The organism is Bradyrhizobium sp. dw_78 (assembly GCF_018449525.1).
Lineage (GTDB): Bacteria > Pseudomonadota > Alphaproteobacteria > Rhizobiales > Xanthobacteraceae > Bradyrhizobium.
In genome coordinates, this window is the sequence record NZ_JAAVUS010000002.1 from 63,730 (window position 1) to 88,630 (window position 24,901).

Sequence of the window (24,901 nt, forward strand, 5' to 3'; positions counted from 1 at the left end):
CTTTCCCAAGTGCAGGAGGCGCGACTGAGACCGATGCAGTGCCCACCGATGGCCGCGATACGGGCCATCGTCTGCCCATTCGCATTGAATGATCACTTGCGGCGGCCATAGCCCGTCAATTCAAGCACGTAGTTTTGGAGAACATGGCCGTTGACGCGCATCACGGTGCTGCGCTTCACCCAATGGTTGATATCTGGGTCAAACCACGTCTGCACCACAGCATCCGTCTTGCGGCTACGGTCATTGGTGTTCTGGGCTGAAAATTTTGTCTCGATCAAGAAGGTATCGAACTGACCGGCTTTGGTCGTGATGCTCTCCTTTCCGGTCACCCGCGACTCGCCAACTCTCTTCCAGACCGCGCCATTTGAATCGATGCGATTGGATTGAATTTTCCAGGTCTTGTTGACTTCGAGAGGCTGCTCGATGCCCGACCCATCGTTCGGCGAGAAACGTTGAGGACCGTTCTTGGTCGCATTCCACGAATTATCGTAAATAATAATTCCGACATTGTCAGATCCAGCGATCTCGATCCTCACTGTGACGTCCTTTGTCGAGACTTCCGTGACGGTCGCGGTTTGCCTTCGTTTGATTTCGCCAGAAATCTCGTCAGTCAAATCATAGCTCCAATGGTCGCCGACCGCGACCTGCCGCATATCCACAACAGGCGTTGGTGGCGCTGGGGCAGTATCGTTGGGCTTGGTAGCGGTTTCCGCCGGCTGAGCTGTTGGCGCCGGGTCTTCTGCAAGAGCTGAACCGGCTGACAAACAGAGAATGGCGATGAAGAAAAGGCGATTAAGCATTGAATATCTCGCTGACGACCGGGGTTTCAATAATGCAGCGGCTATTGCCGGCCGTAATCGACCAGTTCGACGGTCGTGTTGTTTCTGACGTGACCGTCGGACATCAGTTTCTCGGTCCGCTTCACCCAATGATCAACCGACGGCACATACCACGCGGTGATCACGACATCAGCCTTTTTTGTCGGATCGATCGCGCCGCGAATATGCACGGTGGTTTCATATTTTATGGCGCTGAACGTGCCCCCCTGAGTCGTGACTGATTCTTCGCCGATGACTTTCGTCGAGCCGTTCCGCTTCCACATCGCGCGCGCATCTTTGAGATCCGTGGCTTTGAAATCCCACGTCTGTCCCTCTTTCATCGATTCCTTGACGCCGCCACCGTCATTCGGCGCAAATTTCCACAACGGATTGCTCTTCAGATCCCAAAGGTGATCATAAATCAGGTAAATGGAATTGGCCGCTCCGAGAGCATGGCTCTGGATACTGATCTCATCGCCCTTGATATCCGTGACGGTTTGCGTGACATCGCCTTTCAGATCGCCGCTGATATTGTCGCGCAGCTCATAGGTCCAGTGGTCACCGACCGCCGGGGGAAGCATGTTCGTTGCGCTGTCATCCTGGGCTGGCGCGGCGGGGACTGGCGCGGTGGGCTTTGGCTCGGGAGATACGGTCTGCGGAGATGCGGTCTGCGCCATGGCAAGCCCCGACAATGACCCCACGAAAAACACCACCATTCCTGCCCGCGCTAACATTCAATCCCCCCTAAAAGCTATAAAAATGAACCCGGTCAGATATCCCTAGATTGTGTCACATCATTATACAATTCTCTGTGACCGTTATGTTATTTGTGCATGGCATTCGCCTTGAAAACAGGGCGCCGCGAACCGCCGAAGGCAGCAAAGATCAGAAACAATACGATGCACCGGCGGCTGTCACGATCGGTCGGCTGGGCGGTCCGGATCGTGCCGGCTCATGCTCTGCCGACCGCCGGCATGTCCCTGAGACTGTCGGCCAATCGTTGGCGCGCAGCCATCTCCATTTCCGACTGCAAGGCTTCGATATCCTGAAAGACTGGTTGCCAACCACAGGGGCATTGCTGCGCCAAGTGCGAATTCGCGGATTGCCGGTAGATGGCTCCCAACGCCGAAGCCATCATCCGCATGACCGTCATCGGCGGCAGGCCCGACGCGTCAAGCGTCCAGGAGAATGTCATCATAAGACGATGATCGATCTCTGCCCGAACGGATTGATGATCGTTGTGATTAGCCATCTGCCTCTCCCTCGCCGGAAAAAGATCGCATCGCCCTTGAGCGACAACTACGCCTTCGCGGCAAGGTGCTCAACGCGTCCGGGTGCTGCTCAGATTAGAAGCTATCGAAGAGAGAGGCCGTGCTGGCGCGATGAACCATGATCCGTTTATCGTGGATTGATCCGGACCTGAACATCGCAAGGCCGCGCCAGATAGGGTGACGAAGTCACCACGATATCGGCTCCGGCCTGGGCATAAGCGGCGACGTTTCCCGCATGAACGCCGCCGGCCGCGGCCACGATTGGCCGGTTCCACACCGATGCCATCGCCTTCATCCGCGCCACCAGCGCACCGATTTCCGCCGGGACGAATTTCTCCGCCTGGATCACGTCAAATCCCGCCACCGCCGCTTCAACCGCCGACTCGAAACTGGTCACCTCGATCACCAGTCTCTTCTCCGGCGTGGCGCGCCGTAATTGCTCGACATAGGCCGTCAGCGGCATCCCGCCGAGAAATGCACGGTGCTCCGGAAAAACCAGAACCGTCTCCGACAGGCCGAGCCGATGCATGGCCACGCCGCCCGCCTTGACCGCGGCGACAGCAAACCGCTTGGTGCCCGGGATGTTCTTGCGCGTACACGCGATCGCGATGTGAGGTGAAACGGCCCTCGCCGCATCGAGGATCGCGCGGGCCGCCGTCGCGACGCCGGACCAGATCTCGATCAACGTCTGCGCCACTTTCCAGCCGCGCAACAGCGCCGACGCCGGTCCATGCGCCGTCAGGATCGGCGAACCCGGCTCCAGCACGGCGCCGGACGATGCCCGCAGGTCCACCTTGCAGCCGGCGAGTTCGATGATGGCGGCCGCGTCCTCGGCGAGCGCAAGCACCATCCTGTCGCGGGCGGTGAACTGCATCGAGCCGGGCATCGCACCGATGCCGAGCGCTTCGGTCGTCAGATCGCCATAGGGAACGTCGTCGAGCAGAAGCTGCTCCAGTTCGGCGCGCGATGCGACCGTCGGCGCGGGCCTTCCCATGATGACCGGGCCTGACGCAGGCGTCGCCGATGGAATGACCGCGCCTTGCGGCGCAAGCGATTGGAATGTCGCAGACCTGCTCATGCGTTATGTCCGATCAGATACATCCTTGTCGGAATCACGACAAAGATACGCGGCTTTGTCTTGGCCCATAGCGAAAATGCCCTGTTGGCATGACTGGCTAGCAATCCCCGGACCAGCGGGATCGCGGCATGCGGCTTGCTGAGATCACGGTATCCGAGCGGGCACCGACAGACGCCGCCACAGACAACTCAGGAGCGCATGATGAGATTTGCCAAATTGGCTCGGCTGGCCGTCGGTATCGCAGCCTGGGTTCTCACCTCCACCAGCGTGCCCGCGGCGCAGACCAACGTGGCCGTCGCCGCCAATTTCACAGAACCGGCCAAGGAGATCGCCGCCGCGTTCAAGGCGAAGACCGGCCACGAGGTGGTGCTGAGCTTCGGCGCCAGCGGCCAATTCTACAGCCAGATCACGCAAGGCGCACCGTTTCAGGTTCTTCTCTCGGCCGACGATGCCCGTCCCAAGAAACTGATCGATGACGGCTTGGCCGTGCCGGACAGCCGTTTCACCTACGCCATCGGCAAGCTCGTGCTGTGGAGCAAGACGCCCGGCCTCGTGACCGGCGAAGAGACTCTGAAGGCCGCGACATTTGCGAAATTGTCGATCTGCAATCCGGCCGCTGCCCCCTATGGCGCGGCCGCCATGGAGACGATGAAATCGCTCAAGGTTCTTGATACGCTCCAGCCTAAGCTGGTCGAGGGCGCCACGATCACGCAAGCCTATCAGTTCGTCGAAACCGGCAATGCCGAGCTTGGCTTCGTCGCGCTGTCGCAGCTCACCGGGCCGGAGACCGGCTCGCGCTGGCTGGTTCCGCAGGAGCTTTATTCGCCGATCCGCCAGGATGCGGTGCTTTTGAAAACCGGAGTTTCGAACGAGGCCGCGACCGGGTTCATCGCCTTTCTCAGGAGTCCGGAAGCACGCGCCATCATCGAAAAATATGGCTACGTGCTCGACGGGCAAAGCTGAGCCGCATGGGCGGACTGACCGGCGATCTCTGGCAGTCGGTCTGGCTTACCATTGAGCTTGCTTCGATCACGACTGTCATCCTGCTCGCGCTCGGCACGCCGCTCGCATGGTGGCTGGCGCGCTCGAAAGCGTGGTGGACGGAGGCGGTCGCGGCGGTGATCGCGCTGCCGCTGGTGCTGCCGCCGACCGTTCTCGGCTTCTATTTGCTGGTAGCGCTTGGCCCGGATGGTCCGGGCGGAGTGATCGCGGGCGCCTGGGGCGGACGCACGCTCGCCTTCACCTTCGAAGGCCTGGTGTTCGGATCGGTGCTCTATTCGATGCCGTTTGTCGTGCAACCGATCCGCAACGCATTTGCCGCGATCGGCGATCGGCCGATCGAGGTCGCAGCGACCTTGCGCGCATCGCCGCGGCGTGCGTTCTGGACGGTGGCGGTGCCGCTGGCACGGCCGGGCTTTTTGACCGGCGCCGTACTCGGATTCGCCCATACCGTCGGTGAATTCGGCCTGGTGCTGATGATCGGCGGCAATATACCCGGCCGCACCAAGGTGCTGTCGGTGGCGATCTTCGATTACGTCGAGGCGTCGCAATGGCGCGAGGCGAACATCCTCGCATCGGGCATGGTGATCTTTGCCTTTGCCATCATCCTGACGATCACGCTGATCGAGAAACGCGGCGCGCGGACCGGCCGATGAACATCGCAACGCCTGGCCGGATCCAGGCCGCCTTTCGCGGCGAACTCGGCCGCTTCCGGCTCGATGCCCGTTTCGACATTCCCGCGCGGGGCGTCACCGCGATCTTCGGTCCGTCCGGATGCGGCAAGACGACCGTCGCCCGCTGCTTGGCGGGCCTGCAATACCTGCCGGGAAACTTCTGCGCGATCGATGGCGATATCTGGCAGCACGAGACGATGTTCAGGCCGCCGCATCGACGGCCGATCGGCTATGTGTTTCAGGAGGCAAGCCTGTTCGAGCATCTGCCGGTCCGGCGCAATCTGCTTTATGGCGCGCCACGGCGCCGGGGTGCATCCGGTCCTGACGATATCGGGTTTGACGAAGTCGTCGCCCTGCTCGGCCTGGTGAAACTGCTCGGGCGATTTCCGCAGAATCTTTCCGGCGGAGAACGGCAGCGCGTCGCCATCGGCCGCGCCCTGCTGTCCCAACCCAGGCTGCTGCTGATGGACGAACCATTGTCGGCGCTCGATCGCCTGACCAAGGACGAGATCATGCCGTTCCTGGAACGGCTGCACGAGCGGCTTTCGCTCCCCGTCATCTATATCAGCCATGACATGACGGAGATCGAGCGGCTCGCCTCGCATCTCATCCTGATGAATGAAGGCAAGGTCCTGGGCGTGGGGCCGCTCCCTGCCCTCCAGAGCGATCCCGCCCTGCCGCTCGCCCACGCGCGGGATGCCGCCGTCAGCTTCGATGGAACCGTCATGGCCTATGATGGGACATACGGCCTCGTCACGCTCGATATCGGGCATGGACAATTGCTCGTCCCCAGCCCACCTATTGCGGCCGGAAAGCGTCAACGCCTGCGGATCACCGCGAGCGATGTCAGTCTCGCGCGAGCCGCCCCGCAGCACAGTTCGATTCTCAATGTCCTGCCGGCGCGCATCATGTCGCGCTTGTCGGCCGGACCGAGCGAAGTCGTTGCTGTCCTGGCGCTGGGATCCGGCGGCTCTGGCGTCCGCCTGCTGGCGAGAATCACGCTTCGTTCATGGGATATGCTTCAACTCGCCGAAGGGATGGATGTTTTCGCACAAGTCAAAGGCGTTTCGCTGGTTTCAGGACGCTCCGACGGTTAGAGAGTACAGTCCCTGCTCCAAGGCGAGCGGCATGGAAATTGCTCAGTTTGAAGCCGGGCGACTTTGCGGACCCAGCATCGAGGACATCCACGATGACAACTGACTTCGCCGATATCGATCCCAATCATCTCGCGGCGATTCTTTATCAGCCGGCGGACGACGTCGATACGATGCTTGCCGATTTCGCAAACGAATTGCAGCGCGGTGGCATACGCGTCGGCGGCATCGTTCAACGCAATCGCAAGGACGCAACCGGCCAGCAAAACGGCATGGAGGTGATCGACCTGACAAGCGGCCGGAAAATCTCGATCTGCCAGCCGCTCGGCAGCGGATCGATGGCCTGCAAGCTCGACGCAGCCGGTCTCGCCGAGGCGGCGGTCGTGGTTGCCAACGCCATTTCGCAGCAGGTCGAGTTGATGATCATCAACAAATTCTCGAAGCAGGAGGCGAGCGGTCGGGGCCTGCGCAGCGAGTTCGCCGAGACCATCATGGCAGGGATTCCGGTGCTGACCGCCGTTCCCCTGAAATCCCACGATGCATGGCGGGAATTCACCGGCAACCGCGGCACGACGCTGCTATGCGCGCCCTATGCCGTGCATGACTGGTGGCGCAATATTTCGGCGCGGATCGCAGCCAGCAAAAAAATGATGCCGGCCAGACCAGCCGCCTGAGGCTGGGTCGACTTCCCAGCGCAGGCCCTACCTTGAGGTGCGCGGTTATCGTTCTCTTGGGATCACGATGGCCGTGACCGCGACGACCTTGCCCGTAAGAATATTGCAGGCATTGAGCCTTTTCTTACCGCTCGCTGCTCTTCAATGCTTCCATGCGAATTATGCATTGCTCTTGCAACGCTGTCGCCGCGCCGGATTGTCGGATTCCCGACAATGCCGTCTATTGCGTGCGCAAAATCCGAATAGCATATCGCTTGCACCGGCAAATGCCAATCGTTCAACGAGACAGCCTGTCGGGGTCAAGCCTGGCTTTCAGACCCAGGAAGAAACGGGCGAGAGCGCGTTCGAATCGCTGACGGAAGCAAGCTTCCCTGGAAAGTGGAAGGTGATCTTCTTCTATCCGAAGGATTTTACGTTCATATGCCCCACCGAGATCGCGGAATTCGCCCGGCTGTCCTCGGACTTCGCCGACCGCGACGCCGTCGTGCTCGGCAGTTCGACTGACAACGAGTTCTGCAAGCTCGCCTGGCGGCGCGGCCACAAGGACCTGCACCGGCTGCCGATCTGGCAGTTCGCCGACACCAAGGGTTCGCTCGTGGATGGCCTCGGCGTGCGTTCGCCGGACGGCGTCGCCTACCGCTACACCTTCATCGTCGATCCCGACAATGTGATCCAGCACGTCTACGCGACCAACCTTAACGTCGGCCGCAGCCCGAAGGACACCCTGCGCGTGCTGGATGCGCTGCAGACCGACGAACTGTGCGCCTGCAACCGGGAGATCGGCGGCGAAACGCTCAAGGTGGCGTGAGCTTGATGTCGATCGAAGACCTGAAGAACCTCATTCCGGACTTCGCCAAGGACGTCAGGCTCAACCTGACGTCCATGCTGTCCGATGAGGCCCTGGAGCCGCAGACGAAATACGGCCTGTTCCTCGCCTCGGCGATCGCGACACGAAATCCGATCGTGGTGGCTGCGCTGGAGAGCCTGGCCGCCGAACATTTGACGCCGGCGGCCATCGCCGCGGCCAAGGCGGCCGCGTCGGTCATGGCGATGAACAACATCTATTACCGCTTCGCACATCTCGCATCCAACAAGGAATATGCGGGAATGCCGGCGCGGTTGCGGATGAATGTCATCGCTAATCCCGGCATCGCCAAGACCGATTTCGAACTGTGGTCGCTGGCCGTATCCGCCATCAATGGCTGTGGCGCCTGCATCGATGCCCACGAAAAGGTATTGCAAGAGGCAGGCGTGGCCTCCAGCGCGATCCAGACGGCCGTCCGCTTCGCCGCGATCATCCAGTCGGTCGCCATCGCGATCGAGGCGGGAAGCTCCAGTCTGGCAGACGCCGCCGAATAACATTGCGCCCGGCGCCGGGCAACCGTCTGGTCATGACGGCCGGCGCCGGCTGCACATCGGCCTCCTTCGAGCCGGTCCTCACGGGATGACCGTCAGCCGAACTTGAACAGCACCCCATAGCCGCCGCGCGGATAGCTCCACTCGATGTCACCGCCCGGCTCGCCGATGACCCGGCAGGTGCCGCATTCCACGCAGCCATCGACGGTAACCTCGACCTGGCCCGCGTCGTTGAGTTCGTAGCATCGCGCCGGGCAGGCCCTGAGCAAAGTGAGCAGCGCCGGCGACGGCACCGTGTGCGGCCGCACCTTGATGTGGGGGCGCCCGGCATCGACGAGATAGCGGTTGTAAAACAGCTTGTCCTCGACACGTACAGAGAGTTCGGTTGTCATGTTTCGATCTCCATCGTTATAAGGCCGCCAGAATCCCGTCTTGCCGTCCAGGGCATGATCTCCGCGCAAACGCGTTTAGCGTTTGTCGCGAGGGATCATGCTCTAGCGCCAGGCCCGGGCGAAGCGGAAGGCATCGCCGAACAGGCCGGTCCACGATCGCGCGCTCACGAATGAGCGCAGCGTGGTCTTTTCCTTCTCCGCTTTCGGCGTGCCGTCGACGCGCACGAAATTCTGCATCGCCTTGGAGACGAGCTGCGGATAGGTAAGGAAGAAATTCTGCGACTGGATATGCATCAGTTGCGGCATATCCTTGTATTTCTTGAGATCCTTGATGACGAAGGAATCGTCCAGCATCTTCTTGTAGAGCGACAGGTTCTCCTTCGTCATCGGATCCCGGCGCGACTTGACCTGGAAGATCGCTTCGGCGGCGATGCGACCCGAAGTCATCGCGAGGTTCGACCCTTCGCGGTGGATCGCGTTGTTGAGCTGGGCCGCGTCGCCGACCACGACCCAGCCATGGCCGTAAAGCTGCGGAATCGCCTTGTAGCCGCCTTCGGGAATGAGATGCGCGGAATATTCCTTGACCTCGGAGCCCTCGATCAGCGGCGCCACCGACGGATGACGCTTGAACCGCTCGAGCAGACCGTAAGGCGTTTCTCCCGTCTTCTCGAAATCGGACACGAGGCATCCAATGCCGAGCGACACACACTCCTTGTTCGCATAGATAAAGCCCATGCCCGTCATGCCGCGCGAGATGGTGCCGGCGGCCTCGATCACGGTGCCTTCATCGCCCTTGAGGTTGAAGCGCGCCTCGATGGTTTCACGCGGCAGGAAATGCATTTCCTTGACCGCGAGCGCGACATTGTCGGGCCGCGGCCGCGCCCGCAGATCGGCCCGCGTTCCGAGCAACCCGTTGACGCCTTCGGCAAGCACGACCACATCGGCATGCACTTCGCCGTCATGCCGGTCGGTACGCACGCCGATCACCCGGCCGTAGGCGTCCTGCGCCAGCTCGGTCACGGTCGTCTCGCATAGCACCGTCGCACCGGCTTCGCGCACCTTGGACGAGAACCATTTGTCGAATTGAGCGCGGATGATGGTGTAGCGGTTGGGACGCTCCTCGTTGAAATCATCGGATCGATAATGCAACCCGACATGGGAGCGGTCGTCCATCATCCAGAAGCGCTGCTCGACCAGATGACGTTCGAGCGGCGCATCCTCCCGGAAATCCGGGATCAGCTTCTCCAGCATGTCGGCGTAAAGGATCGCACCCTGAACGTTCTTCGATCCGGAATATTCGCCGCGCTCGAGTTGCAGCACCTTGAGGCCACGCTGGGCCAGCGTCAGCGCGGCGGCGTTGCCGGCCATCCCGGCGCCGACGACGATTGCGTCGAATTTTTCTTCGATCATGGCACGCTCCTTTGTTCAGTGGCGCATGTTCTTGACGGCGCACCGGTACCCGCTTCGCCGAAACATGCGCTAACTTGCGATCCGGTCGCGCGAATGCGGCGACAGGCGCGCGCGAAACGCTTCCGTCAGCGCCGGCAGCAATCTGATCGCGTCGGTGACGATGCCGACGTGGGCGAAATCGAAGATCGGCGCATTCTTGTCGGTGTTGATCGCAACGATGAGATCGGCGCCCTCCACCCCGACCCGATGCTGGATCGCGCCCGAGATCCCGGCAGCGATGTAGAGTTTCGGCCGGATGGTCTTGCCGGTCTGCCCGATCTGCCGGTCGGAAGTCACCCAGCCCTTCTGCACCAGCGGCCGCGAACAGCCATATTCGGCGCCGAGCAGCGACGCGAGCTGCCGCACGAGCTGGAAATTCTCCGGCGACCCGAGCCCCAGGCCGCCCGCGACCACGACGTCGGCATAAGCGAGATTCGATTTGGCGGATTCGCGATCCGGCAGGAACGACAGCACCTTGGTGACGATATCGTCTTCGACCAGACCCAACGGATGGACGATGATACGGCCGGGATCGCGCTCGACCCGTTCCGGCATCGACATCACGCGGGGCCGCACCGTCGCCATCTGGGGCCGGTAGTTGAGCGTATAGATCGTACACATCAGCGAACCGCCAAAGGTCGGGCGGGTCGCGGCGAGCGAGCCGTCGCTATCGACGTCCAGCGCCGTACAGTCGGCCGTCAGCCCGGTCAGCAGCGTCGTCGCCACCGAACCCGCGAGGTCGCGGCCGAGCGTGGTGGCGCCAAGCAGCAAAATCTCCGGCTTGTAGGTGTTGACGACGTCGGTCAGGGCCTTGGTGTAGGATTCGTTGCGATAGTCGGTGAGCAGATTGTCGGCAACGACGTAAGCGAGATCGGCGCCGTAGCAGAAGGCTTCGGCAGCAGCCTGCCGCGTTGCCTCGCCCTCGGGCCCGATCACCACGGCGGCGAGATCGACCTTGAGCTTGTCGGCCAACTGCCGCCCGGCGCCCAGCAATTCCCACGATACGGGATGGACCTGACCGCGTTCCTGTTCAATGAACACCCAGACGTGCTTGTAGCCCTTGAAATGTTCCGGCAGCTCCTTCTTGGTCGCCGCACGGCCTGCCGGGGCTGGTGTTTTCGCGGGCTCGCTCATCTCGGCTCCCCTATCAATCCATTAGAATCCGCGTGCCAGCGCCGCGAGCTCTGCCTCGAGCTTGGGCTGCCGCTTGAAAATATCCTCGATCAGCGCCTCCGCGGGCGGCCGGCTGCCGAAGTCGATGAGAACCGCCTTCTCCGCGCGTGGCGACGGCGCGAAGACCTTCTTGACGATGGTCGGCGAACCCCGCAGCCCGCATTTTGCGATGTCTTCGACCCCGGCATCCTGCGCGCTCCATTTGACGATCTCGGCGCGCGCCGCCCGCAGCGCATCGATCATCGCGCCGCGCCGGATCTCGTTGGTCGCCTCCAGCATGGTGATCAGGCAGGGCAGCCTGGTGCGCAGCACCTGCACACCCCCTTCAGAGCGCCGTTCGGCCTCGATGGTGCGCGCGGCAAGATCGAGCGAACCGATCTTGGCGACATAAGTGAGCTGCAACAGGCCGAGCCGCTTGGCGATGCCGGGGCCGACCTGGGCCGTGTCCCCGTCGATCGTCTGCTTGCCCGTGAAAATGATGTCCGGCGCGCCGTAGGTCTCGCCGATCTTGCGGACGGCGGTCGCGAGCGCATAGGTCGTGGCCAGCGTATCCGCGCCGGCGAAGAAGCGATCAGTCAGCAGCACCGCGCGGTCGGCCCCGAAGGTCAGTGCCTTGCGCAGGCTGTCCTCGGCCGACGGCGGCCCCATCGTCAGCACCGTGACCTCGCCGCCGAACTTGTCGCGCAATTCAAGCGCGGCCTCGAGCGCGAACAAATCGTACGGGTTGATGATGGTCGGCACGCCTTGGCGCATGATCGTGTTGGTCACGGGATGAACACGGATCTGCGCCGAATCCGGAACTTGCTTGATGCAGACGACAATATGCATGCGATGGCTCCGAGCCTGCCTGGTGGGCTCAGAAACAGGATAGCAAGTGTCGTACCAGTCGCGGTCCCACCGAAATATCAACGCGAAGACAATGACTTGAGGACAGGAACCGACAATCTGTCATGATTTTCCTGACCCCCGCCAACCGCACATTTGCGACACGTCGCAAATGCGACAGCGCGGTTACGCGGAAGAATAGCAACGGCGTTGCAGGGAGCCCCGCCCCTCGCCGCCCGGATTCGCGCGGCAGCGGCCCGGGATGCGATCGCACGAAGCCGCAGGCTCATTTGAGTGTGGAGAGCGGCACGATGTTGCGCGGCTTGGCTGGCGCCACCGCGTCCTTCAAGACCTTGAACACGCGCTGATCGAGCGGCGACGAGGCGACGAAGTCGGCATAGGCCTGCTCAAGCACCGCTTTGCAGCGTTCAGCCACGACGGCATCGGGCAAGCCAGAGAAATCCTCGCTCACGAGATACTGGCCCATGCGCCGCAGGATATGGAGCCGCACCACATTGACCACGTTCGGGTCATAGTCGACCCCGAGCAAGGTAAAGAAATCCTCGGCCGCGGATGCTCTATGCATCTGATCGAGCACGCCGCCCGGTGTGTTGGCTGATGTCGGAGCGCCGCTCATTGCCGGCTTCCCTCGGATTGCATTGTCGCGACCACGCAGAGCGCGGCCGCATCCCTGTCTTCCCGTCCCGTCCCGCTTCCCTCGCGCAGCCGCTTCTGCATATGGGCCAGCCGCGCTTCGAGAAACTCGATGCGGTCCAGCACCACCGAGATCGCCTCTCCGACCGGATCCGGCATCAGATGATGATCGAGGTCGATCCGGCCGACCACGCGCCGGTGGCCGATTTCCGGCCGGACCACCCTGGCAGGAATGCCGACCACGGTGACTTCAGGCGGCGTGCCGTCGATCACGACGGAATTGGCCCCGACCCGCGTACCGCGCCCGATGGTAATGGGCCCGAGAATTTTTGCGCCGGCGCCGACGACGACGCGGTCTTCCAGCGTGGGGTGGCGCTTGCCCGGTGACCAGGAGGTGCCGCCCAGCGTCACGCCGTGATACAGCGTGACATCATTGCCGACCTCGGCGGTCTCGCCGATAACGACGCCGGCGCCATGATCGATGAAGAACCGGTGCCCGATCCTCGCTGCCGGATGGATATCGACATTGGTCAGGAAGCGGCCAAGCCAGGACAACAGCCGGGCCGCGAACTTCCAGTCCGCTCTCCACAGCCGATGGGCGATGCGATGCCAGATCAGCGCATGTACGCCCGGATAGGTGAGCAGCGTCTCCAGTTCACTGCGGGCGGCGGGGTCGCGCAGACGAACGCAACCGACATCCTCTTTGATCAGCTGCAACAGCGAAGGCAGACGAAGCTCGGCATCCGCCAGGGGATTGCTCGGGGGATCGCTGACGCGCATATCGACGGCGTCGGTCATGGGCGGCCTCATGCACAATTGGGAAGTCTCGAATCGCAAACCTCGCGCCAGATCTGCGTGACGGCTTCATGGCCGACCGGGCCCTTGTTGCGCACCGCATGGTCACGCACGCGCGCGAGAATATTCTGCAGCTGGTCGGAACTCGCCGGCAGCCGCAGATCCGACAACAGCGAAGTAATCGCCGATAGCCCCGAATGTTTGCCGATGACGATACGGTTGGCGCGTCCGAACAGCACCGGATCAAGCGACTGATAGGTGCGATGATCCTTGAGAAGCCCATCGACATGAATGCCGGATTCGTGGGTGAAGACATGCTCGCCCACGATCGCCTTGTTGAGCGGAATGGTACGCGCCGCCGCCGCAGCGACAATGCTGGCGACGTTGCCGAGCTCGGACAATACGATGCCGGTCTCCCGCCCGTATAATTGCCTGAGCGCGACCGCCACCTCTTCCAGAGGCGCGTTACCGGCCCTTTCGCCGAGCCCGATCACCGTAACCGAAGCGTGGGTGGCGCCGGCCTTGATGGCGGCCAGCGTATTCGCCGTGGCAAGCCCGAGATCGTCGTGGCCGTGAAATTCAAGTTCGAGGTCGGTCGTCGCACGCAAGGCAGTCATCAGCGCACGGCTCGAATCCGGATCGAGCACGCTCAACGTGTCGGCCACGCGAAACCGCCGCGCACCGGCAGCCTTCGCGGTGGCGATGATCTCGATCAGGAAATCGACGTCGGCGCGCGATGAATCTTCGCCGCCGACCGCGACGGCCAGGCCCTTGCCGCGTGCATATCCAACGACGCGCTTGACCATCTCGATCGCATTGGATCGCCTGCCGCCAAGCTTGGCCGCGATCTGCACATCGGAAACCGGCACCGATACATTGACCATCGACACGCCCGCCGCGATGGCGGCATCGACGTCCTCTGTCCGCATTCGGCACCAGGCGATCGTCGTCAGCGGCAGCTCCGCCTCGACGATGGCCCGGATCGCGGTGATTTCCTCGCGACCCATCGCCGGCGTTCCCGCCTCCAGTTCCGGAACGCCTGCACGGGCCAGCGCCTGCGCGATCGCAACCTTCTCCGCGGTGGTGAATGCGACACCGGGCGCCTGCTCGCCATCGCGCAGCGTCGTGTCGTTGAGAACGATCGGCGCAAGCTTGGTCGCTCCGATCGCGGGACGATCGAGGGGGAAAGGCTGATCGGATGTCGGCTGCTCGATCATGAAATCCTCACCACGGCGGCGGCTTGACCCGGAGAAGCCTGCAGAACACAAATTCCACGACGCATCTCCAATATCCAAAGAAGAGCAACCTCCGTGCCAGCGTTAAGATGGCCACCTAACCTCATGAAAAATAGTTATTTTTCACGATATTGCCGATTGTCGTAATCGCGACAGCGTCGCAAACGCGACGAACTAGCCCTGTTTCCGGCGCAGATGGACGACGACGTCGACCCCCGCGATCTCATAGCCGGGCAGAGGCTCCGGCAGCATGTCGATCAACACGCCCGGTTCGGGAACGTCGAGCAGCCTGTCTTCATGATCGACAAAGAAATGGTGATGCCCGGTCGGATTGGTGTCGAAATATGATTTCGATCCATCGATCCCGATCTGGCGCAGCAGGCCCGCACCGGTAAACTGGTTCAGCGTGTTGTAGACGGTCGCCAGCGAAAGGTGGATGCCGGCCGCGGTCACTTCGTCATGAAGCATTCCCGCGGTGACGTGACGGCCGCCTCTCGAGAACAGCAGCGAGCCGAGGAGCAGGCGCTGATGCGTCGGCCGCAGGCCGGCCTGGCGGAGCAAATCGAGGCAACCGCGCCAGATGAGATTCTTTTCGTTCGCCTCGAAAACAAGATCGGACGGCAGGTCTGTGTCAGCGCCGGAAAATGGCTCCGGCGACTTTTCAATCGGCATTGTCGTCGTCAGATCCACGATGCGTTACTCCGGTAGGTAGGACAGCGCTACTCCATTCGTGGACAGCGTTGCCAAGGTCACCTCACGACGCCGTTCCGCCATCCGGCTCTCGCCGCTCTCATCGCCGAAACAGACATTGAAATCATTGCAGTTGGTGCAGACCGGCGTACTACACATGACCAAGCCGTCGTCCTCGCAGAGCATGCGATAGAAAAACCGCTTCCACCGCATGTTCCTGGTGTTGCGGACAGCGATCGGGCCGAAGTGGCGCGCCAGCAACCTCGTCAGTTCGGAGCGGTCGCGCAGGCCGAGGTCTTCCCACAGATGGTTCGGCTCCATCGATCGCCGGGCGATCATCGCGGCAAGCCAGCGCCCGGCATTGCCTTCGCTCGATCGGTGCGCCAGCAGGAGATCGCGCACCATCGCAATCTCGTCGTCATCGGCGCCCTCGGCATCCGCATCCTGTGCGGACCAAACGATACCCAGACCGCAAGCCGCCGGAAACCATTGCGCCATCAGACTGGCAAACTCGGCCGCCGCGAGCCCTGCCCGCCCGGCAACGGCATCGTTCTCCATCGCCGCTACCACCAGGATCGAAGCCAGCACATGCCTGTCGAAGCTGAAATCATCCTCAATGTCGGCGTCGGCCGGGTGACAGCCGGTCAGCGTCCGGTAGGCGGCGACACCGACATGCGCGCGAGCGCGCGGCGCGGCCGATGGCTTCAATAGAGGGAGCGCCGATACTGCATCGACTGTCTGCTCTCGTGGTGCCGTTGTGATCACAAGCCGCTCCAAAGCCGGTTGATCTGCCCCAAACGGATGCCGTTGGTCGTGCCGGCCCCTCTTGCGAGGGACCGGGTCTCTGCTATTTGTCTTGATGCGTTTTCTTCACGCGAACCGGAAGCCACTTCGCTCGAAAACGCCAGAGGTCGAACGCGAGCCTCAGGCCGCCGCTATCGCCGCCTCGGCGGCGAGTTCAGCGGCAGTCTTGCCGACGACGGACTCGTCCACAGCCTTCATGATGCCGTGCTCCATCAGCATGTCCTCGAGCTCGTCCATCGTGATCGGGGTCGGGATGATGCCCTTGCCGGCGTTGTTGTGGATCTTGTTCGCCAGGTTGCGGTAGTGACCGGCCTGAACCGAGTCCGGCGCATATTCCAGCACCGTCATGCGGCGCAGCTCGGCGTGCTGCACGATGTTGTCGCGCGGCACGAAATAGATCAGATGCGTACCGAGCTTCTTGGCCATCGCTTCCGCAAGCTCGAGTTCCTTGTCGGTCTGGCGCTCGTTGCAGACCAGCCCGCCAAGCCGCACGCCACCGGAATTGGCGTATTTCAAAATACCCTTGGAGATGTTGTTGGCGGCATACATCGCCATCATCTCGCCGGACATCACGATGTAGATCTCCTGCGCCTTGTTCTCGCGGATCGGCATCGCAAATCCGCCGCACACGACGTCGCCGAGCACGTCGTAGGACACGTAGTCGATGTCCTCATAGGCGCCGTTCTCTTCGAGGAAGTTGATCGAGGTGATGACGCCGCGGCCGGCACAGCCGACGCCCGGCTCCGGACCGCCGGACTCGACGCAACGGATATCCTGATAGCCGACCTTCATGACCTCTTCGATTTCGAGATCCTCGACGCTGCCGGCAGCCGCCGCCAGGCTGAGGATGGTGTCCTGCGCCTTGGCGTGCAGGATCAAACGGGTCGAGTCCGCCTTCGGATCGCAGCCGACGATCAGGATCTTGTGTCCCATCTGCGCGAGCGCTGCGAGGGTGTTTTGCGAGGTCGTCGACTTGCCGATGCCGCCTTTGCCGTAAAATGCGATTTGTCTTAGTGCCGCCATTTCTCTCTCCATGAACCGATTGCCAATGGTCGCGCGTGGGCGCGAGACTGTTTCCGTTACAGAACCGGGCACATGGGTTACGGGAAGGAGCGCATCGCTCGTCAGACGTCTGCGTGCACTCAGCCCTCACTCCTTGTTCCGCTGACCTATTAGCAACCGCCGTGCCACTCCCACTAAGTCAATGATTAGGCTTCAAAAACGCCTGAATCCCACGGAAACGAAGGATGTTTTGAACCTGACAGCTTTGGCCCGGCTGTATGCGGTCTGTTGGAAATCGGACAAGGATTGAAGCGGCTCGCGCACAGGACACCGTCGGCGTCGCCCGTCATTGCTGCATTTTTTGTGTTGGGGCCGCATTCACGCGTTACGGAACGGAAATTGCTAGCAGCCAAAGCCGCGGGCGCAACCCGGAACATGTTCGCAAATCCAACATGTTCGTAAACCTTAAGGAGGCTCACATGCAGATCGGCGTCGAAACATCGAAAGCTGTCGACCAGCGGCGTGTGTTCGTTATCGACGACGACGAGATTACCCGCGCCGCGTTGCAGTTCATGTTGCACGACGAGATCGAAACCCACGAGCTCTCGACTCCCGAAGAGGCCTATGAAAAGGGGACCGACTGGCTCAAGCCCCACGTGGTGCTGCTTGGCGTTTCTTTCCTCAAGCAAAAAGGCCCCGCCTTGATCGGCGATCTCGCCGCAAAATTTCCCGGCGTCCGCATCCTCATTGTCTGCGACAAATCCGATGAAGCGACCGCCGTGGATGGCATGAAGGCCGGCGCGCATGGAGCGCTGGTCAAGCCGTTGACGCTGGAGGCCGTCCGCAAGAAGGTCGATACGATCCTCGGCCGCGGCGGCGCAGCCCCGCTGGTGCAGCTCGGCCTTCTCAGCTAGAGGACGCCGCTATGGCCACGATCCAGTTCTACCAAAAACCGGGCTGCGCGACGAATGCCCGGCAGAAACGGACGCTCGAGGCGGCCGGCCACACCGTCATCGCAAGGAACCTGCTGGCAGAACCATGGACGGCCGAACGCTTGCGCGGATTTTTTGGATCGAGGCCCGTAGCCTCTTGGTTCAATCCCGCCGCGCCCCGCGTCAAATCCGGGGAGATCTTGCCTGAGAAACTTGACGCGGCAGGCGCAATTGCTCTGATGCTCGACGATCCGCTGCTGATCCGGCGGCCGCTTATTGAAACGGATGGTCAAAGATGCGCGGGCTTTGATCGCGAGCCCGTCACATGCTTGCTTGACGGCGCCGTCGACCGGAATATCGAAGCATGCAGCCGGCCAGGCGCGGCCGCGGCCTGTCCGGATCCTTCCCTGCTATCGAAGACCCCGTCTACATAAATCTCGCAGGCCTTTGCAGGAGGAGCCATTTTGCGGGCGGAGCCATTGCCTCAGCGCCGCGTCAGAACCACGGCCAGGCGATCCACAAGTTGATCCCGTTTGAGGTGCTGCTCGACGATTTCATCGATATCTTCCGGCGTGGTCGGCCGATACCAGACACCTTCCGGGTAGACGACCATCAGCGGACCTGCCTTGCAGAAGCTGAGGCAACCCGAGGCGGTGAAGCCTGTTTCGGCCAAACCTTCCGTCTCGATCTTCTTGCCGAGACGATCCCATAGCGGCAGCGCGCCCGCCGCTCCGCAGCTTCCGCGCGGATGGCCCGGCGGCCTTTGCGTCGAGCACGCAAAGACATGGCGCTTATAGACCTGCGGCAGCTCGAAATCGGAATCCTGCGCGATATCAGCCTGATCCGTCATGTCGATACCGTCGCAATTCCCTTATCGCTCAACAGCGCGGCGAGTTCTCCGGCCTGAAACATTTCCCGGACGATATCGGCACCGCCGAGGAATTCTCCCTTGACGTAAAGCTGCGGGATGGTCGGCCAGTTCGAGAACACCTTGATGCCCTCGCGAATTTGCGGGTCCGAGAGCACATCGACGCCCCTGAACGGCACCGCCAGACCGGAGAGAATCTGCACCACGGCCGCCGAAAATCCACATTGCGGCGCGGCCGGCACGCCCTTCATGAATAATACGACGTCGCTGCTTGCAATCACGTCCCTGATGCGATCGGCCGTTGAATTCATCATCTGCTTTCCCTTGACGTTTGGTTGGATTTTACCCACCCGGCACCGGTGAAAACCCTCACTTCGGCACCGCGGTTTCGAGGGCAAGCGCATGAAGGGCTCCGCCCATCTGCCCCTGCAATGCGTCATAGACCATCTTGTGCTGCTGGATCCGGCTCTTGCCCGCAAAGGCCGCCGAGGTGATCCGCGCGCCGTAATGATCGCCGTCTCCGGCGAGATCCACGACGACGACATGCGCATCGGGGAAGGCTCCCTTGAGAAGGCGTTCGATATCCGATCCGGCCATCGCCATCGTGTTCGCTCCTGCTGCAACGAACGCTGTCATGCAAACTCCAAACCAACCCGGTGCCATCCAAAAGGAACAAGCCGACAAGGTCCGTTTGCTGTCGATCGCCGCCCGATCAGGCCTATCGGGCTACACCGGTTGAAACGGAGCCGGCGCTTCATTGTCGGGTTTCCGACATGCCGTACCCCCGCTGTTCCGGACCAGACCAGCTCCGTTATATTTATACCTATATATTGCATCGGCGCCGGACGGAGGTCCGGGATATCGGCTATTTTGCGCGAATATCCTGCGGCCCGGCTCTTGCTTTAGGGTTGCGAGCGTCCGGATTGCAGCGAGAAGTCTCCCATATGCGAATTGCCCCGCCCGATCGATTTGCCGTCATTCTCGGCACCAACGAGATTGCTTCCGCTGTCGCCGTGCTGCTCCGCCGCAACGGCTATGGCGTGGTTCTGTCATACGATCCGTTGCCGCCGGTGATACGGCGAAAAATGGCCTTCCATGACGCACTGTTCGAGGATGCCGTCAGCGTCGCCGGCGTTGTGGCGCAGCGCGCCGATAGCGGCATTGAAATTCGCGCTGGCATCAGCCGCGCCCCCGGCGTCATCGTCACCGAACTCGGACTGCTCGATCTCATCGTGCTTCGGGGCCTCGACATTCTGGTGGATGCCAGGATGCAGAAATATCTCGTCACTCCCGATCTGCGCCGGCTTGCCCAGCTGACGATCGGTCTCGGTCCCGGCTTTTGCGGCGGCGCCAATTGCGATGTCGCCATCGAGACACGGCCGAGCAAAGCCGGACAGATCATCAGGAGCGGGCCGGCCGATCCGCCCGACGGCGTCTCCGAGCGTCTTGGCGATCATTGCGGGGAGCGCTTCGTGCGATCGGAGTTCGCCGGCCGATGGCAGACCGCGATTGAAATCGGATCGCGCGTCTTCAAGGATTTCGTGGTCGGCCATCTCGGAAGTACGCCGGTGCGCGCGCCGTTTGACGGGATATTGAGAGGCGTCGTTCGCGACGGGGCCGAGGTGCCGTCGGGCGTGAAGCTGCTTGAAATCGACTCCCGCGGGCGCAAGGCCAACTGGACCGGCATCGACAACCGTGGCCAGGCTATCGCCAATGCCGTGGGGAAAGCCATCTCGCTTCATGCGGCAAGTTTTCCGGAAAGAACCGGACAGCTCCATCTCGTCAAGTGACATCCGCGACACCCGCCGGGCATCACATGGCCGATCTGTTCAGCGAACCCGAGTTGATCAATTTCGGCGATCTGCCCGAAGAGATCAACGCGTTGCTGCAACAGGGCGTGGCGATTTATCGTCATGACCGGGCAAAGGCGGACCGGCTGTTCCGGCAGGCGCTCGCACAAGCGCCGGCGCAGCTTCCAACCTATTTCTGCCTGTACAAGATTCACACCTATCAAGGTCATCTCGAGGAAGCGCAGATCGCGGCGGAGCGCGGCCTCAAGGAAGCGGCGGCGCAAGCCGGATGGGACGCGGACTGGCGGCAATGGCAGCCGCAGCCCATTATTCCCGATGGGCCCGGCCGCTTCGCGCTCTACACCTTGAAGGCGCTCACCTTCATCCATCTCCGGCAGAACGATCGGCACCAGGCCGATCGAATGCTCGCAGCGTTGCGGCGGCTGGATCCGGCGGGCATCATCGGCTGGCCGGTCGTCGCGGCTCTGGCCGACGGCCTTGGCTGAGAAGCGCTCCGATGGCACCAACCTTGCAGAGCAAGACCTGCAAGGACGAGATCAAAGAACAGGTGCAGGATGGAGACACGACCGTGGTTGACATTCGCAGCATAGATGTCGCCTCACCGACAATTGCCGCTGGCGACGTTACAGCCAACTCAGGCAGCCTGACCGAGCGCATCGTCGCCGCGCTCCGTACGGTGCATGATCCCGAAATACCGGTGAACATCTACGATCTCGGGCTGATCTACCGGATCGAGTTGAGAGATCAGGGCCTGATCGAAATCGACATGACGCTCACCGCGCCCGGCTGTCCGGTTGCCGGCGAAATGCTGAAATGGGTGGAGAATGCGGTCGCCGGCGTCGAGGGCGTCGGCAGCGTCGACGTCAACCTGGTGTTCGATCCGCCCTGGGACAAGTCGCGGATGTCGGAAGACGTCCAGCTGGAACTTGGATTGATATGACTGACGTGCAGCACCGTTCAATTTTCATGACCGCGCGATGATTGGCGCACTATCGGCAAACGAGGATATCATGATCGAGCTGACTGCTGGCGATGGCCACACATTTTCCGCCTATCGCGCCGAGCCGGCCGGCGCACCTAAGGGGGCCGTGGTCATCCTTCAGGATTGCTTCGGAGTCACGCCCGACATCCGTAAGCGCGCCGACGAATTCGCCGCCAAAGGTTATCTCGCGATCGCACCGTCGCTTTTCGATGCCTTGAAAACCGACGTCGCGCTTGGTTACGGCGAAGACGGCCTTGCCGAAGGAGCAGAGCTGATGCAACAGGTCGGCACCGAACGCGCGATCGCCGATATCAAGGAAGCGGTCAATGCCGTCAGGAGCGCCGGCAAGGTGGGAATCGTCGGATATGGCTGGGGCGGATACCTGGCTTACGTGTCGGCCAACAGCATCAGCGGCGTGGCCTGTACCGTCGGCTATTATGGCGGTGGAATCGTCGAGGACTACCGCACCAAGCGCAAGGTCCCTACCCTGCTTCACTTCGGCGAAAACGATCCGCTGATCCCCTTTGAAGAAGTAAGCCAGTTTCGGGCCCACCGGCCGGATGTCAGCGCATTCTCCTATCCGGGCGCGGCGCACGCCTTCAATTGCGACGACCGCGACGGCTATCATGACGAGGCGTCGAAACAAGCGCTCGAACGGACGCTGACGTGGATATCCCAATATGTCGAGGGACAGCCTCCGATCGCCCTCAAGAATGCCGGCGCCTATGCCCAGGCCAAGGTCGATAAGAAGAAGAAAAAGAAAGAGAGCGCCGACGATCTCGGTCCTCCGATGGATTGAGGCGTCCGGATGCCGACGGAAGCGGGATTCTTTGTGGATTGGGACGGCAATGCGCGCTCCACGCTGGAGCCGGGCGGCGGCTATCGCTGCGAAATCGACCTACCGGGCCGCTACGTCGCCGTGACCACCGGGAATGGCACGCTGGTGCATGAAGGCACGTTCTATCGAAACATGGCGGACATCGAGAAGGCAGGCATCAAGGCGCCGCTCGTCCCCGGCTCGCATCCCTGGGGCAAACGCGAAGACGGGTTCTGATTGGCGCAAGGCGGAAAGGAGCTCCCATCATGGTTCCGACAACCATCCTGATCGATGACACCCCGCGATGCGTGGTGCGCCCGACCGACATGAAGGATCTCAACCGCTTCATTCGCAATGGCAAACAATACCTGCTTGCGGAAAAGCCTGACGGCAGGATCGCCCACCGCAGCGCCAACGAGATCGAAGCCGTCAAATGGTATAATGCACTGGCGCTGCATAGGGCGTGGGGCGGCGCCGAAGAAGAATATTTCGGGACGCCGCTCTAAGAGCAAAACGAGAAAGCCTGTCCCGCTTGCTTAAGGCCGGCCGGTGCCGGCATCATGCGGATTGCCAGCCTGGTTGCGCATCCAGTCCGCGAGCTTGGTCAGCGCCGCGTCGAGATCCTGCCGGGCGCGGCTATCTGCAATGGTTTCCTCCATCGCGCCGCGCATACAGAGCAGCCAAGCGTCGCGCTCGGCATTGCCGATCGAAAATCCCATATGCCGTTGCCGCAGCCGCGGATGGCCTTTTTCGGGCGAATAGAGCTTTGGGCCGCCGGTCCATTCGGTAAGATAGCGCTTGAGGACATTCTTGACCGGCCCGAGATCCGGCGCGTGCATCGCTCTCACCGTCGCGACCTCCGGCAGGGTATCCATCCTCCTGTAGAAGGCCTCCACCAGCCGATCGATGACGACAGCGCCGCCGATCCGCTCGAACATCGATATTTCCGCGTCTACCTCTGACATCACTTTCTCCGCAGTCCCCGCGCAGGGCGGCGATGATTGACGAAAACTATTCTTCCATACTCGGCAGCAGGATCACTTCCGCCGGCGCGCCCGCCCCCTGTTCCTCGACGAAATCGAGCCCGGCGACAAGTGACAATCCGCCGCCGTTTTCCATCAGCACAACCGCATCCCTCGGCATCTTCGCGAGCGCTTCAAGCAGTCCGGCGACCGTCATTGGCCTTCCCGTCCAATTATCATATCATCTGCCGGAAATCGGCACCGCCGCATTGTCGAAGATCAATTCGGCTGGCTCCTCGTCCAGCATCACGATCTCGGCGCGCTTCAGGACGCCATTGTCGTGATATTGATACCGGTGCGAGAGTTCCACTTCTCCGTAGACGACTTTGTCGAATCCGCTCAGCGTTCCCGCTCTGTCGAAATAGGCGCGAATGAAGGTATTTCGGTGCGAAAGCCCATCGGCTGGAATCGGATTGACCAGGTTGAACGGCAATTTGACGCCGCTATAGGAGACGAAGAACCGGCATTCCTGATCGATATAATCCGTCATTCGTCGCGCCCCAGTCGCCAGCATCCGCCTTCGTCAATCCGGATGAATCATGATTTCCATGGTGTCGTCGAGCTCATCGAACGGATTTGGCATGTCATCGTCCTCGACCAGCGCGATGCCGCAAACGCAGACGTCACCGTCGACCACGGCGAGCGCAAGCGGCTCCAGACTCTGGTCCTTGCAGGATCCGTCGATGCACAATCCGGTATCGATTTCGAAGATCGAACCATGCCGGCCGCATTTGAGGAATGTCCGGTCCGGCGTGAAGAAGCTTCCTTCTCCGAAATTGAGCCAGATGCCTTCATGCGGGCAGGAATTGACATAGCCAAGATAGTCATTGCCGTGGGTCCGGACGATGACGATCGGAAACGGCTGGCTTTCGCCGGCCTCGTTGATCCGTGACAGGCTGAACGGCTTGGCATCGCCCCGCTCAATGTCGTCGGTGCTGCAAACGGCGAAGACCTCAACTTTTGCTGACGACATCTCTTGCCCCCGATCCGCGAGCTGCATGCTTTTCATGTCTTGCCGTTCCTCGCACATCGTTCAGAGCGCCGAAAGGGTCCGTGCTCCCTTGAGCGCCGGATAATTCTCTCGCAAGATTCTCTCGATCTTGTTGCACAGGCTCTTGTCGCATGCCGCGCCCGGACCGACGAAGTCCGTTCCCTGATCCCAGATCTCGAAAAAACAGTGCAACGCCTCTTCATAGGCGGTGTCCGGCACCGTGCTCAGGTCATTCAGCCTGGCGAGCCCATCAGCCGAGACTTCGAGCCGCCAGCTCCGGTCATCCTCGACAGATGCGAGCAGTGCGCTCACGTCCGCAGCGGTCCAGTCGCTCTTGAGATCGATTGCCATAGCCATCCTTGTCACAAAGACAACATTGCTGTCGGACTCGCTCCATAGGCGAGCCCGCGCATCTTCATTGACCGGATATTTGCATGAAGTGTGCCGCGGATATCGACGAGGCCTGCGGTCCAGCGCGTGTTGCATGAGGAAAGC

35 protein-coding genes are annotated in these 24,901 nt (G+C 61.6%); 14 read left to right on the forward strand and 21 right to left on the reverse strand.

Annotated elements, in window-relative coordinates; translation table 11 throughout:
* Nucleotides 1-92: 92 nt before the first annotated feature.
* The 3 genes from HB630_RS06135 to modD form a co-directional block, all read right to left on the reverse strand.
* Nucleotides 93-800, reverse strand: a complete 708-nt coding sequence (locus HB630_RS06135) for a hypothetical protein (RefSeq protein WP_213770872.1) — start codon at nucleotides 798-800, stop codon at nucleotides 93-95.
* Between the two features lie 41 nt (nucleotides 801-841).
* Nucleotides 842-1,495, reverse strand: coding sequence for a hypothetical protein (locus HB630_RS06140; protein WP_213770873.1), 654 nt, complete (start codon nucleotides 1,493-1,495; stop codon nucleotides 842-844).
* Between the two features lie 721 nt (nucleotides 1,496-2,216).
* Entirely contained in the window at nucleotides 2,217-3,083 is an 867-nt protein-coding gene (modD, locus tag HB630_RS06145; protein WP_213771883.1) for a ModD protein, read from the reverse strand.
* A 285-nt stretch (nucleotides 3,084-3,368) separates the two neighbouring features.
* Here modD and modA point away from each other — a divergent pair, with 285 nt between their 5' ends.
* The 6 genes from modA to HB630_RS06175 all read left to right on the forward strand — a co-directional run bounded on the left by modA (nucleotide 3,369) and on the right by HB630_RS06175 (nucleotide 7,967).
* Nucleotides 3,369-4,130 (forward strand): molybdate ABC transporter substrate-binding protein, encoded by a 762-nt coding sequence (gene modA, locus HB630_RS06150; protein WP_213770874.1) that lies wholly within the window; start codon nucleotides 3,369-3,371, stop codon nucleotides 4,128-4,130.
* 5 nt (nucleotides 4,131-4,135) lie between these two features.
* Nucleotides 4,136-4,822: a molybdate ABC transporter permease subunit gene (modB, locus tag HB630_RS06155; RefSeq protein WP_213770875.1), complete on the forward strand. Its 687-nt coding sequence runs from the start codon at nucleotides 4,136-4,138 to the stop codon at nucleotides 4,820-4,822.
* Nucleotides 4,819-5,937 (forward strand): molybdenum ABC transporter ATP-binding protein, encoded by a 1,119-nt coding sequence (modC, locus tag HB630_RS06160; protein WP_213770876.1) that lies wholly within the window; start codon nucleotides 4,819-4,821, stop codon nucleotides 5,935-5,937. Before modB ends, modC begins: the two co-directional genes overlap by 4 nt.
* A 92-nt stretch (nucleotides 5,938-6,029) precedes the next feature.
* Entirely contained in the window at nucleotides 6,030-6,608 is a 579-nt protein-coding gene (locus HB630_RS06165) for a DUF2478 domain-containing protein (RefSeq protein ID WP_213770877.1), read from the forward strand.
* Between the two features lie 247 nt (nucleotides 6,609-6,855).
* Complete coding sequence (locus HB630_RS06170; RefSeq protein ID WP_213771884.1) at nucleotides 6,856-7,416, forward strand: redoxin domain-containing protein; 561 nt, start codon at nucleotides 6,856-6,858, stop codon at nucleotides 7,414-7,416.
* Between the two features lie 5 nt (nucleotides 7,417-7,421).
* Nucleotides 7,422-7,967 carry a carboxymuconolactone decarboxylase family protein gene (locus tag HB630_RS06175; protein ID WP_213770879.1) on the forward strand — a complete coding sequence of 182 codons (546 nt, stop codon included), beginning with the start codon at nucleotides 7,422-7,424 and terminating at the stop codon, nucleotides 7,965-7,967.
* A 92-nt stretch (nucleotides 7,968-8,059) separates the two neighbouring features.
* On the opposite strand, the gene HB630_RS06180 is transcribed toward HB630_RS06175, so the two are convergent.
* From HB630_RS06180 to nifH, 10 genes are all read right to left on the reverse strand, one after another.
* The gene (locus HB630_RS06180) at nucleotides 8,060-8,356 is read right to left on the reverse strand and encodes a ferredoxin family protein (RefSeq protein ID WP_213770881.1); all 297 of its coding nucleotides are present in this window, start codon (nucleotides 8,354-8,356) and stop codon (nucleotides 8,060-8,062) included.
* A 102-nt stretch (nucleotides 8,357-8,458) separates the two neighbouring features.
* Nucleotides 8,459-9,766: an FAD-dependent oxidoreductase gene (locus HB630_RS06185; RefSeq protein WP_213770883.1), complete on the reverse strand. Its 1,308-nt coding sequence runs from the start codon at nucleotides 9,764-9,766 to the stop codon at nucleotides 8,459-8,461.
* Nucleotides 9,767-9,835: 69 nt separating this feature from the next.
* The gene (locus tag HB630_RS06190) at nucleotides 9,836-10,939 is read right to left on the reverse strand and encodes an electron transfer flavoprotein subunit alpha/FixB family protein (RefSeq protein ID WP_213770885.1); all 1,104 of its coding nucleotides are present in this window, start codon (nucleotides 10,937-10,939) and stop codon (nucleotides 9,836-9,838) included.
* A gap of 21 nt (nucleotides 10,940-10,960) precedes the next feature.
* Nucleotides 10,961-11,806 (reverse strand): electron transfer flavoprotein subunit beta/FixA family protein, encoded by an 846-nt coding sequence (locus tag HB630_RS06195; RefSeq protein WP_213770886.1) that lies wholly within the window; start codon nucleotides 11,804-11,806, stop codon nucleotides 10,961-10,963.
* Between the two features lie 283 nt (nucleotides 11,807-12,089).
* Nucleotides 12,090-12,440 (reverse strand): nitrogenase stabilizing/protective protein NifW, encoded by a 351-nt coding sequence (gene nifW / locus HB630_RS06200; protein ID WP_213770887.1) that lies wholly within the window; start codon nucleotides 12,438-12,440, stop codon nucleotides 12,090-12,092.
* Nucleotides 12,437-13,255: a serine O-acetyltransferase gene (gene cysE, locus HB630_RS06205; RefSeq protein WP_213770888.1), complete on the reverse strand. Its 819-nt coding sequence runs from the start codon at nucleotides 13,253-13,255 to the stop codon at nucleotides 12,437-12,439. Before cysE ends, nifW begins: the two co-directional genes overlap by 4 nt.
* 8 nt (nucleotides 13,256-13,263) lie before the next feature.
* Nucleotides 13,264-14,469 carry a homocitrate synthase gene (gene nifV, locus HB630_RS06210; RefSeq protein ID WP_213770889.1) on the reverse strand — a complete coding sequence of 402 codons (1,206 nt, stop codon included), beginning with the start codon at nucleotides 14,467-14,469 and terminating at the stop codon, nucleotides 13,264-13,266.
* Between the two features lie 192 nt (nucleotides 14,470-14,661).
* Nucleotides 14,662-15,159, reverse strand: coding sequence for a Fur family transcriptional regulator Irr (gene irr / locus HB630_RS06215; RefSeq protein WP_213770890.1), 498 nt, complete (start codon nucleotides 15,157-15,159; stop codon nucleotides 14,662-14,664).
* 24 nt (nucleotides 15,160-15,183) lie between these two features.
* The gene (locus HB630_RS06220; RefSeq protein ID WP_213770891.1) at nucleotides 15,184-15,885 is read right to left on the reverse strand and encodes a nitrogen fixation protein NifQ; all 702 of its coding nucleotides are present in this window, start codon (nucleotides 15,883-15,885) and stop codon (nucleotides 15,184-15,186) included.
* Nucleotides 15,886-16,101: 216 nt separating this feature from the next.
* Entirely contained in the window at nucleotides 16,102-17,004 is a 903-nt protein-coding gene (gene nifH, locus HB630_RS06225) for a nitrogenase iron protein (protein ID WP_213770893.1), read from the reverse strand.
* Nucleotides 17,005-17,462: 458 nt separating this feature from the next.
* Here nifH and HB630_RS06230 point away from each other — a divergent pair, with 458 nt between their 5' ends.
* Nucleotides 17,463-17,897, forward strand: coding sequence for a response regulator (locus HB630_RS06230; RefSeq protein WP_213770895.1), 435 nt, complete (start codon nucleotides 17,463-17,465; stop codon nucleotides 17,895-17,897).
* 11 nt (nucleotides 17,898-17,908) lie between these two features.
* Entirely contained in the window at nucleotides 17,909-18,349 is a 441-nt protein-coding gene (locus HB630_RS06235; protein ID WP_213770896.1) for an ArsC/Spx/MgsR family protein, read from the forward strand.
* Between the two features lie 50 nt (nucleotides 18,350-18,399).
* On the opposite strand, the gene HB630_RS06240 is transcribed toward HB630_RS06235, so the two are convergent.
* From HB630_RS06240 to HB630_RS06250, 3 genes are read right to left on the reverse strand one after another with little or no spacing between them, the layout of a single operon-like run.
* Nucleotides 18,400-18,765 (reverse strand): (2Fe-2S) ferredoxin domain-containing protein, encoded by a 366-nt coding sequence (locus tag HB630_RS06240; protein ID WP_213770898.1) that lies wholly within the window; start codon nucleotides 18,763-18,765, stop codon nucleotides 18,400-18,402.
* The gene (gene grxD, locus HB630_RS06245; RefSeq protein WP_213770900.1) at nucleotides 18,762-19,097 is read right to left on the reverse strand and encodes a Grx4 family monothiol glutaredoxin; all 336 of its coding nucleotides are present in this window, start codon (nucleotides 19,095-19,097) and stop codon (nucleotides 18,762-18,764) included. The genes HB630_RS06240 and grxD overlap by 4 nt, the downstream gene beginning before the upstream one ends.
* Before the next feature lie 55 nt (nucleotides 19,098-19,152).
* A complete protein-coding gene (locus tag HB630_RS06250) occupies nucleotides 19,153-19,386 on the reverse strand; it encodes a BolA family transcriptional regulator (protein ID WP_213771885.1) in 234 nt (77 codons plus the stop codon).
* A gap of 341 nt (nucleotides 19,387-19,727) precedes the next feature.
* On the opposite strand from HB630_RS06250, the gene HB630_RS06255 reads away from it, so the two are divergent.
* The 6 genes from HB630_RS06255 to HB630_RS06280 all read left to right on the forward strand — a co-directional run bounded on the left by HB630_RS06255 (nucleotide 19,728) and on the right by HB630_RS06280 (nucleotide 22,899).
* On the forward strand, nucleotides 19,728-20,573 hold the full coding sequence (locus HB630_RS06255) for a xanthine dehydrogenase (protein ID WP_213770901.1): 846 nt from the start codon (nucleotides 19,728-19,730) through the stop codon (nucleotides 20,571-20,573).
* A gap of 26 nt (nucleotides 20,574-20,599) precedes the next feature.
* Nucleotides 20,600-21,079: a hypothetical protein gene (locus HB630_RS06260; RefSeq protein WP_213770902.1), complete on the forward strand. Its 480-nt coding sequence runs from the start codon at nucleotides 20,600-20,602 to the stop codon at nucleotides 21,077-21,079.
* Between the two features lie 11 nt (nucleotides 21,080-21,090).
* The gene (locus HB630_RS06265) at nucleotides 21,091-21,534 is read left to right on the forward strand and encodes a DUF59 domain-containing protein (RefSeq protein ID WP_213770903.1); all 444 of its coding nucleotides are present in this window, start codon (nucleotides 21,091-21,093) and stop codon (nucleotides 21,532-21,534) included.
* 70 nt (nucleotides 21,535-21,604) lie between these two features.
* On the forward strand, nucleotides 21,605-22,375 hold the full coding sequence (locus HB630_RS06270) for a dienelactone hydrolase family protein (protein ID WP_213770904.1): 771 nt from the start codon (nucleotides 21,605-21,607) through the stop codon (nucleotides 22,373-22,375).
* 9 nt (nucleotides 22,376-22,384) lie between these two features.
* Nucleotides 22,385-22,630 carry a hypothetical protein gene (locus tag HB630_RS06275; protein WP_213770905.1) on the forward strand — a complete coding sequence of 82 codons (246 nt, stop codon included), beginning with the start codon at nucleotides 22,385-22,387 and terminating at the stop codon, nucleotides 22,628-22,630.
* Nucleotides 22,631-22,659: 29 nt separating this feature from the next.
* Nucleotides 22,660-22,899: a hypothetical protein gene (locus HB630_RS06280; RefSeq protein WP_213770906.1), complete on the forward strand. Its 240-nt coding sequence runs from the start codon at nucleotides 22,660-22,662 to the stop codon at nucleotides 22,897-22,899.
* Nucleotides 22,900-22,929: 30 nt separating this feature from the next.
* On the opposite strand, the gene HB630_RS06285 is transcribed toward HB630_RS06280, so the two are convergent.
* The 5 genes from HB630_RS06285 to HB630_RS06305 are packed head-to-tail and all read right to left on the reverse strand — an operon-like array spanning nucleotide 22,930 to nucleotide 24,757.
* The gene (locus tag HB630_RS06285; protein ID WP_213770908.1) at nucleotides 22,930-23,358 is read right to left on the reverse strand and encodes a group II truncated hemoglobin; all 429 of its coding nucleotides are present in this window, start codon (nucleotides 23,356-23,358) and stop codon (nucleotides 22,930-22,932) included.
* Nucleotides 23,359-23,404: 46 nt separating this feature from the next.
* Nucleotides 23,405-23,572, reverse strand: coding sequence for a hypothetical protein (locus HB630_RS06290; RefSeq protein ID WP_213770910.1), 168 nt, complete (start codon nucleotides 23,570-23,572; stop codon nucleotides 23,405-23,407).
* 24 nt (nucleotides 23,573-23,596) lie between these two features.
* Nucleotides 23,597-23,905, reverse strand: a complete 309-nt coding sequence (locus HB630_RS06295) for a DUF6156 family protein (protein ID WP_213770911.1) — start codon at nucleotides 23,903-23,905, stop codon at nucleotides 23,597-23,599.
* Nucleotides 23,906-23,938: 33 nt separating this feature from the next.
* On the reverse strand, nucleotides 23,939-24,388 hold the full coding sequence (locus HB630_RS06300) for a Rieske 2Fe-2S domain-containing protein (RefSeq protein ID WP_213770912.1): 450 nt from the start codon (nucleotides 24,386-24,388) through the stop codon (nucleotides 23,939-23,941).
* 60 nt (nucleotides 24,389-24,448) lie between these two features.
* A complete protein-coding gene (locus HB630_RS06305) occupies nucleotides 24,449-24,757 on the reverse strand; it encodes a hypothetical protein (protein WP_213770913.1) in 309 nt (102 codons plus the stop codon).
* Nucleotides 24,758-24,901 lie beyond the last annotated feature (144 nt).

Coding starts and splice junctions, on each gene's coding strand:
- HB630_RS06135 (WP_213770872.1), bottom strand. CDS start 800: ATGCTTAATCGCCTTTTCTTCATCGCCATTCTCTGTTTGTCAGCCGGT.
- HB630_RS06140 (WP_213770873.1), bottom strand. CDS start 1,495: ATGGCGCAGACCGCATCTCCGCAGACCGTATCTCCCGAGCCAAAGCCC.
- modD (WP_213771883.1), bottom strand. CDS start 3,083: ATGGGAAGGCCCGCGCCGACGGTCGCATCGCGCGCCGAACTGGAGCAG.
- modA (WP_213770874.1), top strand. CDS start 3,369: ATGAGATTTGCCAAATTGGCTCGGCTGGCCGTCGGTATCGCAGCCTGG.
- modB (WP_213770875.1), top strand. CDS start 4,136: ATGGGCGGACTGACCGGCGATCTCTGGCAGTCGGTCTGGCTTACCATT.
- modC (WP_213770876.1), top strand. CDS start 4,819: ATGAACATCGCAACGCCTGGCCGGATCCAGGCCGCCTTTCGCGGCGAA.
- HB630_RS06165 (WP_213770877.1), top strand. CDS start 6,030: ATGACAACTGACTTCGCCGATATCGATCCCAATCATCTCGCGGCGATT.
- HB630_RS06175 (WP_213770879.1), top strand. CDS start 7,422: ATGTCGATCGAAGACCTGAAGAACCTCATTCCGGACTTCGCCAAGGAC.
- HB630_RS06180 (WP_213770881.1), bottom strand. CDS start 8,356: ATGACAACCGAACTCTCTGTACGTGTCGAGGACAAGCTGTTTTACAAC.
- HB630_RS06185 (WP_213770883.1), bottom strand. CDS start 9,766: ATGATCGAAGAAAAATTCGACGCAATCGTCGTCGGCGCCGGGATGGCC.
- HB630_RS06190 (WP_213770885.1), bottom strand. CDS start 10,939: ATGAGCGAGCCCGCGAAAACACCAGCCCCGGCAGGCCGTGCGGCGACC.
- HB630_RS06195 (WP_213770886.1), bottom strand. CDS start 11,806: ATGCATATTGTCGTCTGCATCAAGCAAGTTCCGGATTCGGCGCAGATC.
- nifW (WP_213770887.1), bottom strand. CDS start 12,440: ATGAGCGGCGCTCCGACATCAGCCAACACACCGGGCGGCGTGCTCGAT.
- cysE (WP_213770888.1), bottom strand. CDS start 13,255: ATGACCGACGCCGTCGATATGCGCGTCAGCGATCCCCCGAGCAATCCC.
- nifV (WP_213770889.1), bottom strand. CDS start 14,469: ATGATCGAGCAGCCGACATCCGATCAGCCTTTCCCCCTCGATCGTCCC.
- irr (WP_213770890.1), bottom strand. CDS start 15,159: ATGCCGATTGAAAAGTCGCCGGAGCCATTTTCCGGCGCTGACACAGAC.
- nifH (WP_213770893.1), bottom strand. CDS start 17,004: ATGGCGGCACTAAGACAAATCGCATTTTACGGCAAAGGCGGCATCGGC.
- HB630_RS06230 (WP_213770895.1), top strand. CDS start 17,463: ATGCAGATCGGCGTCGAAACATCGAAAGCTGTCGACCAGCGGCGTGTG.
- HB630_RS06235 (WP_213770896.1), top strand. CDS start 17,909: ATGGCCACGATCCAGTTCTACCAAAAACCGGGCTGCGCGACGAATGCC.
- HB630_RS06240 (WP_213770898.1), bottom strand. CDS start 18,765: ATGACGGATCAGGCTGATATCGCGCAGGATTCCGATTTCGAGCTGCCG.
- grxD (WP_213770900.1), bottom strand. CDS start 19,097: ATGATGAATTCAACGGCCGATCGCATCAGGGACGTGATTGCAAGCAGC.
- HB630_RS06250 (WP_213771885.1), bottom strand. CDS start 19,386: ATGGCGATGGCCGGATCGGATATCGAACGCCTTCTCAAGGGAGCCTTC.
- HB630_RS06255 (WP_213770901.1), top strand. CDS start 19,728: ATGCGAATTGCCCCGCCCGATCGATTTGCCGTCATTCTCGGCACCAAC.
- HB630_RS06260 (WP_213770902.1), top strand. CDS start 20,600: ATGGCCGATCTGTTCAGCGAACCCGAGTTGATCAATTTCGGCGATCTG.
- HB630_RS06265 (WP_213770903.1), top strand. CDS start 21,091: ATGGCACCAACCTTGCAGAGCAAGACCTGCAAGGACGAGATCAAAGAA.
- HB630_RS06270 (WP_213770904.1), top strand. CDS start 21,605: ATGATCGAGCTGACTGCTGGCGATGGCCACACATTTTCCGCCTATCGC.
- HB630_RS06275 (WP_213770905.1), top strand. CDS start 22,385: ATGCCGACGGAAGCGGGATTCTTTGTGGATTGGGACGGCAATGCGCGC.
- HB630_RS06280 (WP_213770906.1), top strand. CDS start 22,660: ATGGTTCCGACAACCATCCTGATCGATGACACCCCGCGATGCGTGGTG.
- HB630_RS06285 (WP_213770908.1), bottom strand. CDS start 23,358: ATGTCAGAGGTAGACGCGGAAATATCGATGTTCGAGCGGATCGGCGGC.
- HB630_RS06290 (WP_213770910.1), bottom strand. CDS start 23,572: ATGACGGTCGCCGGACTGCTTGAAGCGCTCGCGAAGATGCCGAGGGAT.
- HB630_RS06295 (WP_213770911.1), bottom strand. CDS start 23,905: ATGACGGATTATATCGATCAGGAATGCCGGTTCTTCGTCTCCTATAGC.
- HB630_RS06300 (WP_213770912.1), bottom strand. CDS start 24,388: ATGTCGTCAGCAAAAGTTGAGGTCTTCGCCGTTTGCAGCACCGACGAC.
- HB630_RS06305 (WP_213770913.1), bottom strand. CDS start 24,757: ATGGCAATCGATCTCAAGAGCGACTGGACCGCTGCGGACGTGAGCGCA.